The 14,801-nt window shown below is 41.9% G+C and carries 9 protein-coding genes; 6 read left to right on the top strand and 3 right to left on the bottom strand.

Annotation, left to right across the window (positions count from 1 at the left end):
* Positions 1-65: 65 nt before the first annotated feature.
* A complete protein-coding gene (locus J2W55_RS22470) occupies positions 66-827 on the bottom strand; it encodes an SDR family NAD(P)-dependent oxidoreductase (protein WP_310101488.1) in 762 nt (253 codons plus the stop codon).
* A 362-nt stretch (positions 828-1,189) separates the two neighbouring features.
* Here J2W55_RS22470 and J2W55_RS22465 point away from each other — a divergent pair, with 362 nt between their 5' ends.
* Positions 1,190-1,924 carry a sulfite exporter TauE/SafE family protein gene (locus J2W55_RS22465; protein WP_310101485.1) on the top strand — a complete coding sequence of 245 codons (735 nt, stop codon included), beginning with the start codon at positions 1,190-1,192 and terminating at the stop codon, positions 1,922-1,924.
* Positions 1,925-2,102: 178 nt separating this feature from the next.
* Here J2W55_RS22465 and J2W55_RS22460 read toward each other — a convergent pair whose 3' ends face one another.
* The gene (locus tag J2W55_RS22460; protein WP_310101482.1) at positions 2,103-3,776 is read right to left on the bottom strand and encodes a RagB/SusD family nutrient uptake outer membrane protein; all 1,674 of its coding nucleotides are present in this window, start codon (positions 3,774-3,776) and stop codon (positions 2,103-2,105) included.
* A gap of 14 nt (positions 3,777-3,790) precedes the next feature.
* Positions 3,791-6,838, bottom strand: coding sequence for a SusC/RagA family TonB-linked outer membrane protein (locus J2W55_RS22455; protein WP_310101479.1), 3,048 nt, complete (start codon positions 6,836-6,838; stop codon positions 3,791-3,793).
* A gap of 644 nt (positions 6,839-7,482) precedes the next feature.
* Between J2W55_RS22455 and J2W55_RS22450 the strand changes: the two genes are divergently transcribed.
* The 5 genes from J2W55_RS22450 (at position 7,483) to J2W55_RS22430 (ending at position 14,792) form a co-directional block, all read left to right on the top strand.
* Complete coding sequence (locus tag J2W55_RS22450) at positions 7,483-8,370, top strand: helix-turn-helix domain-containing protein (RefSeq protein WP_310101475.1); 888 nt, start codon at positions 7,483-7,485, stop codon at positions 8,368-8,370.
* Positions 8,371-8,842: 472 nt separating this feature from the next.
* Positions 8,843-10,489, top strand: coding sequence for an alpha-L-fucosidase (locus J2W55_RS22445; RefSeq protein ID WP_310101472.1), 1,647 nt, complete (start codon positions 8,843-8,845; stop codon positions 10,487-10,489).
* An 8-nt stretch (positions 10,490-10,497) separates the two neighbouring features.
* Entirely contained in the window at positions 10,498-12,450 is a 1,953-nt protein-coding gene (locus J2W55_RS22440; RefSeq protein ID WP_310101469.1) for a glycoside hydrolase family 97 protein, read from the top strand.
* A 39-nt stretch (positions 12,451-12,489) separates the two neighbouring features.
* Positions 12,490-13,758 (top strand): L-fucose:H+ symporter permease, encoded by a 1,269-nt coding sequence (gene fucP, locus J2W55_RS22435; RefSeq protein ID WP_310101465.1) that lies wholly within the window; start codon positions 12,490-12,492, stop codon positions 13,756-13,758.
* A gap of 17 nt (positions 13,759-13,775) precedes the next feature.
* Positions 13,776-14,792, top strand: a complete 1,017-nt coding sequence (locus tag J2W55_RS22430; protein WP_310101461.1) for an aldo/keto reductase — start codon at positions 13,776-13,778, stop codon at positions 14,790-14,792.
* Positions 14,793-14,801: the final 9 nt, after the last annotated feature.

Genomic DNA, 14,801 nt, shown 5'->3' with positions numbered 1-14,801 from the left:
TAATAATAAGATACAAATATAAGTGCGCTGACCGGGCGGCGAAATTTCGCACCAGGATCCATCGTTTAGTTTTTCATGCCGGGGCTAAGCTGTCCCATAATGTTAACAGCTGATTTTCGGTTCAATAGCTTGAATCCAAAGAGCATAAACCTGTTCTTCCAGCCCTGCACAACCCTTGGCTTCCGTCTCTTTTCCAGCGCTTTAACCAGTTCGTCAGCAACATCCTCAACAGAAGACATCACAAATTTTGGAAAATCACTGGCATGCCCCCCGGCGTTTGCATGGAAGTCGGAGTTTGCAGCACCGGGGTTAAAGCCCATGACGAAAATACCTTTTTTCTTAAACTCGAACCACAATGACTCGGAGAAATTGGCAACAAAACTCTTGGTAGCCGCATAAATTGCTCCACCCGGCAGGGAAGAATGAGCAAGCAGCGAACCTATATTTACCAAAGCATCTCCCGGTTTTGCATTTTGTAAAAAGCCGTGAGAGAGGGTCACTAATGCATTCATATTGAGTTGCATACCTGCCAATTGATCAGCTAATGGAAGTTCAACAAATTTTCCGTAAATACCTGCTCCGGCATTGTTGATCAGGATATCATACTTCTCAGTTTTTAGATGGGTTACCAGTTTTTGCAGGTCTTCGTTATTGGTCAGGTCAGCAGCCAAAACGGTGTGACCCGCGCCAGTTAAACCTTTTGCTACCTTATTTAATTTGTCGTGGTTGCGGGCTACCATTGTTAAACGGTAGCCCTGGGCGGCAAGCTGCCTTGCTGTTTCCAGTCCGATGCCGCCGCTTGCACCTGTGATCAATGCTTTTTTCATGATTATCTGATTAATTTAAAACAGTTCAAAAATATTGAACACTGTTCAATAAATATAATTTAGTTTTTAATCTGACATCATAGTGATAATTTCTATTGCATACTTCGGCGTGGTGCCCGTACGGGTACACTTTGCGAGAAGTGCATGCGAGCGACCAGTAAATATTTCATTAATCCAACTTTGCATCATAACCACCGCCGAAGATTAACAGAGAATTGCCATTGTTAAAACAATAAAACATGTGGTGCCATTCTTGCCGGTATATACCGCATTTATAATATTAGACCGCAATCTGGTTTAATTACACCATGATTACTAACTTAATAATTTATTCATAGGTAATCTTAGATTTGCCTATGCTCATGAAAGACATAGCTATTTTATTGATCAGCTTTATAGCAACGTTGGTCCGTTCCACATTTGGTTTCGGGGAATCCCTTATCGCGGTACCACTTTTCGCAATTTTCATCCCTTTAAATGTTGCTGTGCCATTATCAGTATTAATGTCCGTTTTAGTCGCCCTCTTTGTCGTGATACAAGACCATGAAGACATCCATTTCAGCAGTGCTAAATGGCTTATTCTTTATGCGTTTATCGGAGTCCCTTTAGGGCTGATTATGCTCAAATATGGAGATGAGCATTATGCAAAAATTGTCCTGGGTTTAGTTATAATTGGCTATAGCGTTTATGCGCTTACTGCGAAGAATGCTTTGCATCTGAAACAAGATAATCGCTTTTGGCTTTTTATCTGCGGGTTTTTGTCTGGTATTTTGGGTGGCGCGTATGGCCTCAATGGTCCGCCACTCGTTTTATATGGAAATATGCGAAGATGGAGCGCAAAGCATTTCCGGGCTACATTACAGGCCTATTTTTTGCCGGTAAGTTTAATTGGAATAACAGGATACGTTATACAGGGATTGCTGGGATGGACCGTGATCCGTGATTTTCTGATATGCTTTCCCGCTGCGATTCCGGCAATTTTCCTTGGCAGACTCTTAAATGGCCAGCTACGGGATAATACGTTTTTTAAGTATGTTTATATAGGATTAGGCGTTATCGGAACGCTCCTAATCTGCTTAACCTTGTTTGGCCTTTAAATTAAGATTAGGATTAGCGGAAATATATTAGCTATTATAACCATGATAGAATCAGACTCAATCCTAAAAGCAATGAGCCCGATAAAATATCGGGCTCATTGCTTTTGTAGTTAACATCTAATTTTTCCAACTTTTGCGGTGTGCTTCAAGTATATGCAACCGCTTTTAGAGGTTTAATTTAGTATCCCGGGTTTTGTACCAGTTTGCTATTTGTTTGTATGGCTACAGTAGGTATAGGGAAGATACGCCTGTAAGTATCAGTGTTGGTTTTTCCTAAACCATAAGTGTTTTCAAACTTGCCAAATCTTATCATATCATTACGGTGCCATGTTTCCCAGGTAAACTCTTTGCTGCGTTCGGTATACATATCATCCAGTGTAAGGTCTGTTAATGCCGCCGATGTAGTACGGTTGGCCCTTAAGGTATTAACGAGCGATAGGGCGGTGGCTCCCAATGTAGGTGTTCCACCACGCAGGATAGCTTCCGCTTTCATCAGTATAATGTCTGAGTAACGGAAAACCGGTACATCATTATTCTGATTTCTGCTGATGGGGTTGGTATAATCAGCGAGAAACTTAATGTTCCTATAACCGGTGTTCCATGCTATTTCGTCTTTACCCAGATCAAAGGACCCTGGCCCCAACCGTGATGAATTGAGCGTAAGCGGGGTAAGGTTCAATTGATAAACATAGCTGCCTGCAGGCTCTGAACCGGAATAAAACTGGTTATAGCCAACATTGGTAGTGCTCACCATAATAGGATTACCATCTGACCAGTATTGCAGGCCTGTAAGCCATTGCTTATTGCGGATATCGTTAGGGTCATTAAAATTAGCGTAAAATTCGGCAGTTGTCATACGCGGACCGCTTGGTTTGCTATTTACTAAGCCACTGCCCGAACTTAGGTTCATCACCGGATCGGTAATGCCACCTGCTGTCGAGCCCGAATACGAGTATTTGATACCCAGGTTACGGTTCAGATCATAACGGGCATAAAACATATTGCCGTTAGTTGTTGAGGCATCAAATGGGATAGCGAAAATAAACTCCTTGCTGCTTGGCCCATTCGTAGGATAAAACATCTGGAGATAAGTCGACATCGGTTCTATACTATACAAGCCCGAATTAATAATTTGGTCACAAGCTGCTATGCAATCGTTATAGCGTTGGGTACCTGTGTAAACCTGAGCGTTCAAATACATTTTTGCCAGTATGGAATAGGCCAGAAACGTTGTTGGCTTTCCGTACGTCGCTGTTCCGGTGGTCGACTTCAGATACGGAATAGAAGCTTTAAGCTCGCTTTCCACATAGTTAAATACCTGCGAACGGGTAGCATTTGTTTTAACGGCGGTAAATCCATATAATGTATCGAGCGGAACATTACCGTAAAGATCCATCATCATATAATAAGCTAACGCGCGCATGGTTTTTAGCTCAGCAACACTGGTATTTTTAGTACTGCCAGCGGGCGCTGTTTTAAAAACTGAAATAGTTTGATTAGCGATACCAATCATATTAGTGAGATATACCCATGTTGAATTTACCCAGGCATTATCCTTAGTCCACGTATGGCGGTGCAGTTCGAGGTATTTATTACCGTCTATCCAGTCTGCACCAAAAGTGGCCAGAACCGCCTCGTCAGTTGAACAGCTTTGTGTAAACCAATACGAAACCGCGAAATCGCTCCTCAACGCAATATAAACCGGGCCCGATGCTGAATTAAACTGCGCCTCGGTATGCGGATATGCATCAGGCGTAAGTTCCGATGAAGCCGGAACATCTAATTTATGGCATGCCGAGAATAACATCACCCCGATTGAGAGGCTAAGTATTCCAAAAAATATTTTTTTCATGTCCTTTAATTCTATTATTGAAATGATACGTTAACACCAAATAACAGCGTGCGCGTTTTAGGATAGAAGTTGTTGTAATCTATACCTGGCGCAATGCCTCCCTGATTGATCTCGGGATCAATACCTTTATACCCCGTAATTGTGGCCAGGTTGTTGCCTGAAACATAAACCCGTATATTGTTTACATATTTTACCACATTTTTGAAGTTATAGCCCAGCGTCGCATTATCTAAACGAACGTAGGAGCCATTCTCAATGTATCGGTCTGAATAGTAGGAGTTTTTGGTATCGGATATTTTATCGTTCCCGGCGCTAACCAGAATATTGTTGGTAGTTGCTCCGGCTGTGTAAGAAAGATCTGCGCGGGTGGCATTAAATATCTTATTACCCAGAGTGCCTCTTAAAAAGATATTTAGATCAAAGCTCTTATATCTGAAAGTATTGTTCCACCCTAATATTACCTTAGGTTGCGGGCTGCCTAAATAAAAATAATCAGTTCCTATTGAAGGCGAAGTAGTTGTTGTGCCGTCTTTTTTAAAGAAAAGCGAGGCGCCGTTGGCGTCCTTACCTGCATATTTTAGCGAAAAGAACTCGCCTACCGGATAGCCTACTTTAAGTATTTGCAAAGTAGCGTTGGTTTGGCCGGGACCTTCGGGATCAGAATAACGGATTGAATCACCATTTGTGTAAGGGTTTTTCAAGCTTGTTATTTTATTTTTATTAAAAGTGACGGTTGCACCGCTTGACCAGGTGAATTTCTGTGTTGAAACCGGCGTGGCGTTCAGGCTGATCTCGATACCTTTGTTATTAATACTGCCACCGTTTGCCCATATCTGGCCACCGGGTACCAGCGTTGGTGATACGGAATATTTATATAACATGTTTGTGGTATTTTTATCATACACCTCAACTGATCCTGAAACTTTGCCACGAAGAATAGAAAAATCAAGGCCGATATTTTTTGTTGCAGTACGCTCCCACTTCAAATTAGGGTTGGTGCCCTGTGCAGGTGCATATGCCGCAGCCTGTACGCCGTTGTCATAATAAGTGCCGCTGATTCCATAAAATAATTGTGCATTGTAGGCACCAATGCCAAAGGAGTTACCGGTAATACCGTAGCTTGCACGTAGTTTTAAATCGTCAAACAAGGTTTGATTTTTCATGAAATCCTCCTGCGTTATACGCCAAGCCAAACCTACTGAAGGAAAATAGCCCCAGCGGTTATTAACCCCGAATGTAGAACTGCCATCCCTCCTGATAGAAGCTTGCAAAAGATATTTTTCTTTATAGTTATAGTTAACCCTGAAGAAATCGGAGATCATTAATGTTTTGGCATATGTAAGATCGTTCCCGAGGTTTATCCGGTAAGATGAGATGGCATATGGGTTGCCCAAGGTAAGGTTCAAGAACCCTATATTATCAATTGGGAAGTTGGTGCTTGTAGCCTGGAAACCATCGCCAACAACATTCTGCTGGTATGAATAACCTAAAACGGCGTTAACAGAATGCGAACCAAAAGTTTTATTCCAGGATAAAAAGGTTTCTAACGTTTTAGAGGTGTTTTCATAAACATTTCTGAGCGCAGATCCATTGGTTCCGAACAAGGAACCTATAAGCGTATGGGCTATACCGATACCTGGGTCGGGGTTGTTATAAAAGTTTGATGTTGGGTATTTGCTGAAATAGCTGCTGTAAAACTCGCCGTGGTTAGCTGTTGTTCTTTGATATGACAGGTTTACATTATACGTCAGATCAAAGGGCAATTTAACCTCTGTAACAAAGCCTCCCATCAAAACATGGTACTTTGTATTATCCTGGGCGTTATTAACCATAGCAAGAGGGTTAAAGTATCCCGTTGTATTTAAGTTTTCAAAGTAAGTACCATCTGCGTTTTTAACCGGCGATATAGGCATATGCTTTGCCGCCTGCAGCAAAACGATATTTTGCAGTGGCTCATTATTTGAGTTACTTTCGGAGTTAGATATGTTAAGGCTAAATTTAACCTTGTCATCCAAAGCGTACTGATCAATATTTAAACGACCTATTAAACGCTCAAGGGAGCTTGCAGTAAGGATACCCTGCTTTTTAAAATAGTTTAAGCTTGCACTGTACGTATTATGCTCGCCTCCGCCGCTAAGCGAAAGGTTGTGGTTTTGAGAGAAAGCGGTTGAACGTTCGATAGCTTTCATCCAATTAGTATTGGCGCTTTTATCATCATTGGGCGAAAAAGCATTGTTATTGGCCGCAATATAAGCCCTTAGTTGGTCTGAATTCATCAGCTTAAGATTGTTGCTTACCTTTTCGGTGCCCATATAACCACTGTAAGTCACTTGCGACTGGCCTTTTTTACCACGGCGTGTAGTAACCATAATTACTCCATTTGCAGCCCTGTTACCATAAATTGCCGTTGCTGCAGCATCTTTCAATACATCAACTGTAACTATATCATTAGGCGCTATACCGGCTATATCACCGCCGGGTATGCCGTCTATAACATAATAAGGTGCACCGGGGCTGTTAATTGTAGAGGCACCGCGCAGTACTACCGCCGCGGGCTTGTTGGGGTCGCCGCTGGCGCTGATATTTACACCGGCTACTTTTCCTTGTAACAATTGGCCTATGTCGGCAATGGCGCCTTTATTAAGGTCTTCGGCTTTAACTGTACTCACCGCGCTTGAAAGCGTTTTTCGTGTACTGGTACCATAACCTATTACAACTATCTCTTTTAAAGATGCGTTATCTTCGGCCATTTGTACCTTATAGTACTTTTGGCTTGTAATGGTAACCTCCTGAGCTTTATACCCAATTGAAGTAATTACCAGCACGTCCCCAGCACCGGCGGCAATACTGAATGTTCCATTTACGGTTGTCGCTGTGGCTTTTTGAGTACCTTTTAGCTTAACGGTAGCTCCAGGAATAGTTAGTCCTTTGCTGTCTGTTACCAGGCCGGTAACATGACTGTCCTGTTGTGCAAAGGTGTTGTGCAAATTTAAAGTCAATGACAATACAAGCAACAGTAAAGCTCTGCACGTACCCTTGCTGCGTTTTAAATTAAGTCTCATGATTGGTGTAAATTTTTGTTCATATATAATGGGTTTGTTGGTTTAAAATTTCAGTTTCGGTTGTAACTGGTGGCGACGGACCAATAGCGTCCCCTTCCACTGTTTGAGTAGATTCCATAACGTAATAATTAGTAAAACAAAAGGTTATTTACATTTAATTGGTGTACATGATAATGATATCATTATCCTAAAATTGAGTATTTTTTTTGTTACATTTCTTAATTGCGACAAGAATATTTACGTAAACGATTGAGTAAAATTGTATTTTATACAATTATTACCTTCCGCAGCGTTACTGGTGATTATGAAGAGAATCATTATAAAACCCTCTATAATGATTGAGTTTTCGAGGTATTATCTTTCAAATTTTAACTGATATTGATATTGTTTGATAAGTGTACCTTATACGTTTATAACCCTTATCTCACGCGTTGAATAGTATTTTCGGAAATTGCACTAATTTGCGCTTACCGCATAATAAACGTCTTAGAATAGATGTTAAATCGCACATCGTTATTATACGTTCAGAATCCGCACTCTGCATCTGCGCTCTTATCACCAATGTTGCGCAGAGCAACCAGGACATTAATTAAACTTAGCGGCCGTTTTATAGTGTCAAAGCAATTTGCATATTTGTGGCTCAGATGATTAAAAGGAATTTAAAACATACTTTTTCGCTCCTTAACGTTGATTATGTAAGGCTTAATTCGAAATGGAATTACAGGAATGTGATTAGCCCTTACTATCGTATTTATTATATCGACGGTGGAGAAGGTGAAATATCAGATGCCGCCAGTTCATTAAAACTTGAACCAGGCTATTTATACATCATTCCGAGTTTTACCCTATGTAATTTAAGTTGCAACGATTATCTGGGACAGTATTTTGTTCAGTTTTTTGAAGATTCGATAGACGGAAGCTCACTTTTTGCCAATAACAGAGCAGTATTGAAAACGAAAGCTACCGAGATGGATGTTAACCTTTTTAACAGACTGCTTCAAATTAACCCAGGAAGAGGAATTAACCGGTCCGACAATCCCAAAGTGTACGAAAAAGACGTTTACTATAAGGAATATCAAGAGCTTAACAATCAGCAGAATACTTCAACATACCTGGAAACCCAGGGTATCCTGATGATGCTAACCGCCAAATTTCTAAACCCCCAATTGTTCAAACATCCGGAGCAAAAGCTAATTCCGGTGAAAATTGCAGAAACCTTAAACTACATCCTCGTTAATTTACAACTGGATCTTTCAGTACACCTGCTCGCATCCCGCGCAAACCAAAATGTCGATTATTTTTCAAGACAGTTTAAGCAGCATACGGGAACCCGGCCATTAAATTATATCAATGAAAAACGCGTTGAGCGTGCACAGTACCTGATGGCGACAAGCAGAATGTCATATTCAGAAATTTGCACTCAAACCGGATTTGATAATCTGTCTTATTTTTCTAAAACTTTTAAAAAGCTGACTGGCATGTCGCCCAGTGAATATAAAAAGCAAATGTACCAGGTTGGTTTTAATCATTAACTGAATGCCGCTTAACCGGATATATAACATAGCAGATGATATATCCACGGTTGTTCGTAGGTAAGAAACCGTTTTTGCAATTCTTTTTAAAGTACGGGAACCATTTGAGCAACTTTCAATTGCGTAATATAAGCTTAGCTCCGGTCCAATAATAAACCACATTAAATGAGGTATTTATATCCGGGTTCATTACAGGCATTGCGGGTTAATTATTCCTGATTTCTTTTATTAGCGCGTATTTCAAGTAAAATAACCACACCCAAAAAGTCGGTTTCGTACAAAAAAAAGTCCCATTAGGTCAATTATTTAGATATTATTTCAAAGACATTTGATTGATTATCAATTATTGACAAAATAAACGTTAATTGCTGATCAACCAATTATAGATATAGTAACCTTAAAAATTATTTAAAGCTCCGGCTATTAATTGTATAGCGGGTACCCATAGTTATTTTTTTATCACCAAACAATTATGAAAAGAAGGACATTAATAAAAGGCTTAGCCACAGGGGCATCTTCGCTGTACCTGTCTAAACTTTTTGGCAGTAGTTTGCTGCAAACAAATGTAAACGCTGATATTGTTTCCGGGCCGTTTAAGCCAACTTGGAATTCATTGACTCAATATCAAGTTCCCGAATGGTTCCGCGATGCAAAATTTGGTATATGGGCGCATTGGGGACCACAATGCCAGCCTGAACGCGGCGATTGGTATGCCCGTGGCATGTACCAGGAAGGCAGCGATCAGTATAAATACCATATTGAAAAATATGGACATCCTTCAAAATTTGGTTTCAAGGATGTAATCAACGAATGGAAAGCCGAAAACTGGGACCCCAATGCTTTGGTTGGTTTGTACAAACAAGCAGGCGCTAAGTATTTTATGGCATTGGCCAATCATCATGATAATTTTGACCTTTACGACAGCAAATACCAAAGCTGGAACTCTACCAAACTGGGACCTAAAAAAGATTTGGTGGGTGGCTGGGCCAAAGCTGCTAAAGAACACGGCCTGCCTTTTGGCGTAACGGTACACGCCTCGCACCCCTGGACCTGGTACGAGGTTGCACAGCGGGCCGACAAAACCGGACCTTATGCAGGTATTCCTTATGACGGCAAGCTCACCAAAGCGGATGGTGCTGGTAAATGGTGGAATGGCTATGATCCGCAGGAATTGTATGCACAAAATCATGCCTTAAGCAAGGATAGCCTTGATGATAATAGTATGGGTGGACACTGGGACTGGGGCAATGGCGCAAGTGTACCCAGCAAAGCCTACTGCGATAAATTTTTAAACCGCACCATTGAACTGATAGATAAATATGGCCCAGAGTTGATTTACTTCGATGATACTGCTTTACCTCTTTGGCCTGTAAGTGATGCCGGTTTAAAAATTGCTGCTCACATGTATAATACCAGTATTAAAAAACACGGTAAGCTGCAAGCAGCGTTGTTTGGTAAAGTACTGGATGAACAGCAGCGCAAATGTATGATATGGGATATTGAACGCGGACAAAGCAACCAGATTGAACCTTTGCCGTGGCAAACGGATACCTGTATTGGCAGCTGGCACTATGATCGCCGTATATTTGATAATAAAGGTTACAAAAGCGCCAAGACGGTGGTGCATACCCTGGTTGATATTGTCAGCAAAAACGGTAACCTGTTACTCAACATCCCTCTTAGGGGCGATGGCACTATTGATAGTGAAGAGCGTACAGTAGTTGAAGGCATAGGTGCCTGGATGCAGACAAATAATGAAGCGATTTACGGTACCCGTCCCTGGAAGGTGTTTGGCGAGGGCCCGGCAATAGAAACGGCTGCGCCAATTAATGCTCAGGGTTTCAATGAAGGCAAGGGTAAACCTTTCGGCGCCGAAGATATCAGGTTTACTACCAAAGGTAAAACACTTTATGCTATCATGTTGGGTTGGCCTCAGGAGAACGAGGCGCTTATTAAAAAGTTAGCAGCAAGTGACCAGGCAGGTAAAGTAAGTCAGGTGAGTTTGCTTGGAAACGATAAGCTGAATTTTCAACAAACAGCCGCTGGCTTAAAAGTGCAATTGCCCCAACAGGCTCCGGGCAAAGATGCATTCGTATTAAAAATTGAGGGTGCTATTTAATCAACGTCATGAATCTGAAATTTTATCATGCCCTCAGTGCTGTCCTTTTGCTGGCAGCTCCTTCTTTCTCACAAACTTTTAAGCTGGTATCGCCGGATAAAAAAATTGTTGTGGAGATCAATAATGATACGAAACTGCAATATGCCGTTTCCAGTAACGGTTTAACAATTATCCATCCTTCATCACTTGGTTTTGAGTTTAAAGATGAACCAGCTCTTGGCAATGGGATGAGCATAATCAGCCATGCAGAGCATTCCGTTAACCAAAACTGGACACCTGTGGTAAAAGCAAAGCACAGTGCCATAGCTGACCGTTATAATGAACTGGAGCTGTCGCTTGTTGAGAAATCCGGGCCGATGCGCCGTATGAACGTATTTTTCCGGGCCTATAATGATGGCGTCGCTTTCCGTTATCAGTTATTCGGTGCAGATAAAATAGGTGACCGGCAGATAGTCAGAGAACTTACAAGTTATAATTTACCGGCAAACGCAAAGGCCTGGGTGGCAGATTATGGCAGCTACACGTCCTCGCAGGAAACCGAGTTCTGGCCGAAGGCCTTGAACCACATTACCGAAAAAACGATTGCCGGTTTACCCTTCCTGGTTGAATTAGATCAGCATCATTACGCGGCCATCACAGAAGCTAATATTGATAATTATCCCGGATTTTATATCGGATCTCTAAAAACAGATACCAATGCAACCGGTAAAGTTGAACTGGTAACCAAATTATCGCCCCTGCCGGGCGAAAGCGATAATGGTGTTAAAGCACGTTTTACAAATAACCAGTTTACTCCGTGGCGGGTGGTCATGCTTGCCGATGCACCGGGCAAGTTAATTGAATCAGAACTGATACAGAACCTGAATCCTCCCTGTGCACTAATAGATGCAAGCTGGATTAAACCAGGGATGAGCGCCTGGGATAACTGGTGGAGCGGCGATGTAAAGGTAGATATGCCTACCATCAAAAAGTATATAGACCTGGCGTCGGCAGAGCATTGGCCTTACATGCTTATTGACTGGCAATGGTACGGGTCGTTCAATAAACCCGAAGCTGATATTACCAGGGTGGCTCCACAATTGAATATGCCGGAGATCTTAACTTATGCCAAGGCTAAAAAGGTTAAATGCTGGTTGTGGTTATACAGTGCCGACGTTAACCGGAATGACAATTTTGAAAAGGCTTTTCCAATTTATGAGCAATGGGGCATTGCGGGGATTAAAATTGATTTTATGGACCGGGATGATCAGCAAATGGTAAACTGGTACCGCCGTATTATCAAAGCAGCAGCAAAATGTCATCTGATGGTTGATTTTCATGGCGCTTTTAAACCTGACGGCATCGAGCGGACCTATCCTAACATGGTCACAAGGGAAGGGGTTTTAGGAGAAGAATATTCTAAGTTTTCAACCAGGATAACAGCCGGGCACAATACCACCCTGCCATTCACCCGTATGCTGGCCGGACCTATGGATTACACTCCCGGCGGTTTTTTAAATGTAAAAAAGGAAACTTTCAAAAAAGGCAGCCCTACCCAGGTAATGAACAGTCGCTGTGCCGAACTGGCAAAATTTGTGATTTACGAAAGTCCGTTTACCGTTTACTGCGATGCACCGGAACATATTTTGGGTAAGCCCGGATCTGATTTTTTAAACAACATGCCTACCGTTTGGGATGACACCAGGGTGCTGGGCGGATACCCCGGAGAATACGTCATTATTGCAAAAAGAAGTGGAAAAGACTGGTATGTGGGTGCGATGACCAATGATTCTGCAAGAAGCGTGCAACTGAAAATGGATTTTTTATCTCCCGGCAAATTTACATTGTCATCCTGGGCAGATGTTATATCCTCCCCTCAAAGTTTAACCAAGTCTAAAAAAGCGGTTTCGGCAAGTTCAGTTATTAATATCCATTTGGATACCGCAGGAGGGTGGGTGGCGAAGATCACCGCCAGTAATTAAGGATGGCTTTTCATCAGTAAACGCAATATAATACCGATCATGACAAAGAATAAAAGTCTTTTCCCTTTCATATTGATTACCAGTTTGTTTTTTTTATGGGGTTTTGCACATAACCTTGATCCCATATTGATACCACATCTGAAGAAATCATTTACCCTTACAACTGTTCAGGCTACCCTGGTTGATTCAGCTGTATTTATAGCGTATTTTTTAATGGCTTTGCCGGCGGGTTTTATTATGAAAAAATACGGTTATAAAACCGGTATTATAACAGGCCTGCTTATTTTTGCATTTGGTTCGTATTTGTTTATACCAGCGGCCAATATGCAACAGTACACATTTTTTCTGATTGCTTTGTTTATCATAGCCTGCGGACTAACCATTTTAGAAACAGCCGCTAATCCTTATGCTTCGTCATTAGGCGATCCTGCAACCTCTACTCAAAGGCTCAACTTTGCGCAATCGTTTAATGGGCTGGCCACAACCCTGGCTCCTATAATTGGCGGGCGCATTATACTAACTAAAGGATATACACCGGCACAATTAAGTGTAATGACAGAGGAAGGCCGCAAGCTGGCGCTTGCTGCTGAAGCCTCTTCGGTAAAAATGCCTTATTTTATACTCGGTAGCGTATTGGTTATCATTGCCATTCTGTTTGCTTTTACCCGCCTGCCTAAAATACAGCACCATGAAGGCCATAAGGCCAGTAAAAATATTTTTCACGCCCTAAAACACCGGCATTTGGCCTGGGGTGTCGCCGCTCAGTTTTTTTATGTAGGTGCGCAGGTTTGCGTGTTCAGTTTATTTATCCTATATGCAACAAAATCCGCCGGCCTGACAGAAGTAGAGACGACCTACTATTTGGCTGTATGCGGTTTTGCGTTTTTGATCGGCAGGTTTATCGGTACATTTTTAATGCGGTATTACAGCTCAGCAGGTTTACTGGGTGCCTATGCGGGTATTAACACTTTACTTTGCATTATTGCTATTTTCGGTCATGGCATATCAACCGTTTATACAGTAATAGGGATTTGTTTTTTTATGTCCATCATGTTCCCAACCATTTTTGCGCTTGGGATAAAGGAATTAAAAGGCGATACCGAATTCGGCAGCAGCCTCATCATTATGTCTATTGTCGGCGGTGCTATTTTGCCGAGGGCTTTTGGCTATATCAGTGATGTGACAGGCAATATTCAATATGGATACGTAGTGCCATTGATCTGTTTCGCGGTGGTAGCTGTTTTTGGATTTAAAGGCCATCAAGTAAAAGTAAAGCCTGAGAGTTTACCGGTTTCAGCCATTCTTTAAAAATAATTATTGTTTACATGCAAAAGATCAGTTTACCCAAAGTAATTTTTGGAACCAGTGGTTTGGGGAATTTATATGTAGCACTCTCTGATGTGGATAAGTGTGCTATTGTTGCTGAAAGCGTCAGATGTTCCCCAAAACCGGTCGTATTTGACTCGGCGGGTAAGTATGGTGCCGGGCTTGCGCTGGAATCACTGGGTAGAGCTTTAAAACAATTGAATGTTGATCCTAAAGATGTATTGATCAGCAATAAGCTGGGATGGCTTCGCACCGAATTAACGACAGCCGAACCTACTTTTGAACCAGGCGTATGGTGCGATCTGAAACATGACGCCGTTCAAAGGATAAGTTATGGAGGCATCCTGGAATGCTATGAACAGGGGAATGAGTTGCTGGGCGATTACAGGGCAGAACTGATATCGGTGCATGACCCTGATGAATATCTTGCCGCAGCAAAAAATGAGCCTGATCAAATACAACGTTACCGGGATATATTGGGGGCTTACCGTGCATTGAATGAATTAAGGGATCAAGGTAAAGTGAAGGGCATAGGTGTGGGTTCAAAAGATTGGAGGATCATTAAAAGAATAGCCCATGATGTAAAGCTGGATTGGGTGATGATTGCCAACAGCATGACAATCCACAGCCATCCCAGTGAGTTAGTGGAGTTTATGCAGCATCTTGAAAACCAGGGAACACTGATCATCAACTCAGCGGTTTTTAACGGAGGTTTTTTAACAGGGGCGGATTATTATAATTATCAATTAACAGATCCGGTAAAAGACAGCGGTTTATATCATTGGCGGGAGCAGTTTTATCAACTGTGTACCGGTTATAAAATAAAACCGGCTGATGCGTGCGTAGCATTTGGACTAAATGCCCCGGGTGTTAAAAGTATTGCATTGAATACCACAAAGGCAGAAAGAGTGGCGCAAAATGTTGCGGTAGCTTCGTTAAAAATCCCAACAGAATTTTGGAGTGAAATGAAAGAACGCGGACTGATCGATAAGTCGTACGCTTCTGTCTATTTGTAAAGATTAAAT

The sequence above is a fragment of the Mucilaginibacter pocheonensis genome (assembly GCF_031456535.1).
Classification (GTDB): Bacteria; Bacteroidota; Bacteroidia; order Sphingobacteriales; family Sphingobacteriaceae; genus Mucilaginibacter; species Mucilaginibacter pocheonensis.
Note: the sequence above shows the minus strand (reverse complement) of the source record. Positions and strands in the feature narration are given on the sequence as shown.

What these genes read in the sequence shown, in the direction of transcription:
- fucP (WP_310101465.1), top strand. Translation starts at nt 12,490, where the DNA reads ATGACAAAGAATAAAAGTCTTTTCCCTTTCATATTGATTACCAGTTTG.
- J2W55_RS22455 (WP_310101479.1), bottom strand. Translation starts at nt 6,838, where the DNA reads ATGAGACTTAATTTAAAACGCAGCAAGGGTACGTGCAGAGCTTTACTG.
- J2W55_RS22470 (WP_310101488.1), bottom strand. Translation starts at nt 827, where the DNA reads ATGAAAAAAGCATTGATCACAGGTGCAAGCGGCGGCATCGGACTGGAA.
- J2W55_RS22445 (WP_310101472.1), top strand. Translation starts at nt 8,843, where the DNA reads ATGAAAAGAAGGACATTAATAAAAGGCTTAGCCACAGGGGCATCTTCG.
- J2W55_RS22460 (WP_310101482.1), bottom strand. Translation starts at nt 3,776, where the DNA reads ATGAAAAAAATATTTTTTGGAATACTTAGCCTCTCAATCGGGGTGATG.
- J2W55_RS22430 (WP_310101461.1), top strand. Translation starts at nt 13,776, where the DNA reads ATGCAAAAGATCAGTTTACCCAAAGTAATTTTTGGAACCAGTGGTTTG.
- J2W55_RS22440 (WP_310101469.1), top strand. Translation starts at nt 10,498, where the DNA reads ATGAATCTGAAATTTTATCATGCCCTCAGTGCTGTCCTTTTGCTGGCA.
- J2W55_RS22450 (WP_310101475.1), top strand. Translation starts at nt 7,483, where the DNA reads ATGATTAAAAGGAATTTAAAACATACTTTTTCGCTCCTTAACGTTGAT.
- J2W55_RS22465 (WP_310101485.1), top strand. Translation starts at nt 1,190, where the DNA reads ATGAAAGACATAGCTATTTTATTGATCAGCTTTATAGCAACGTTGGTC.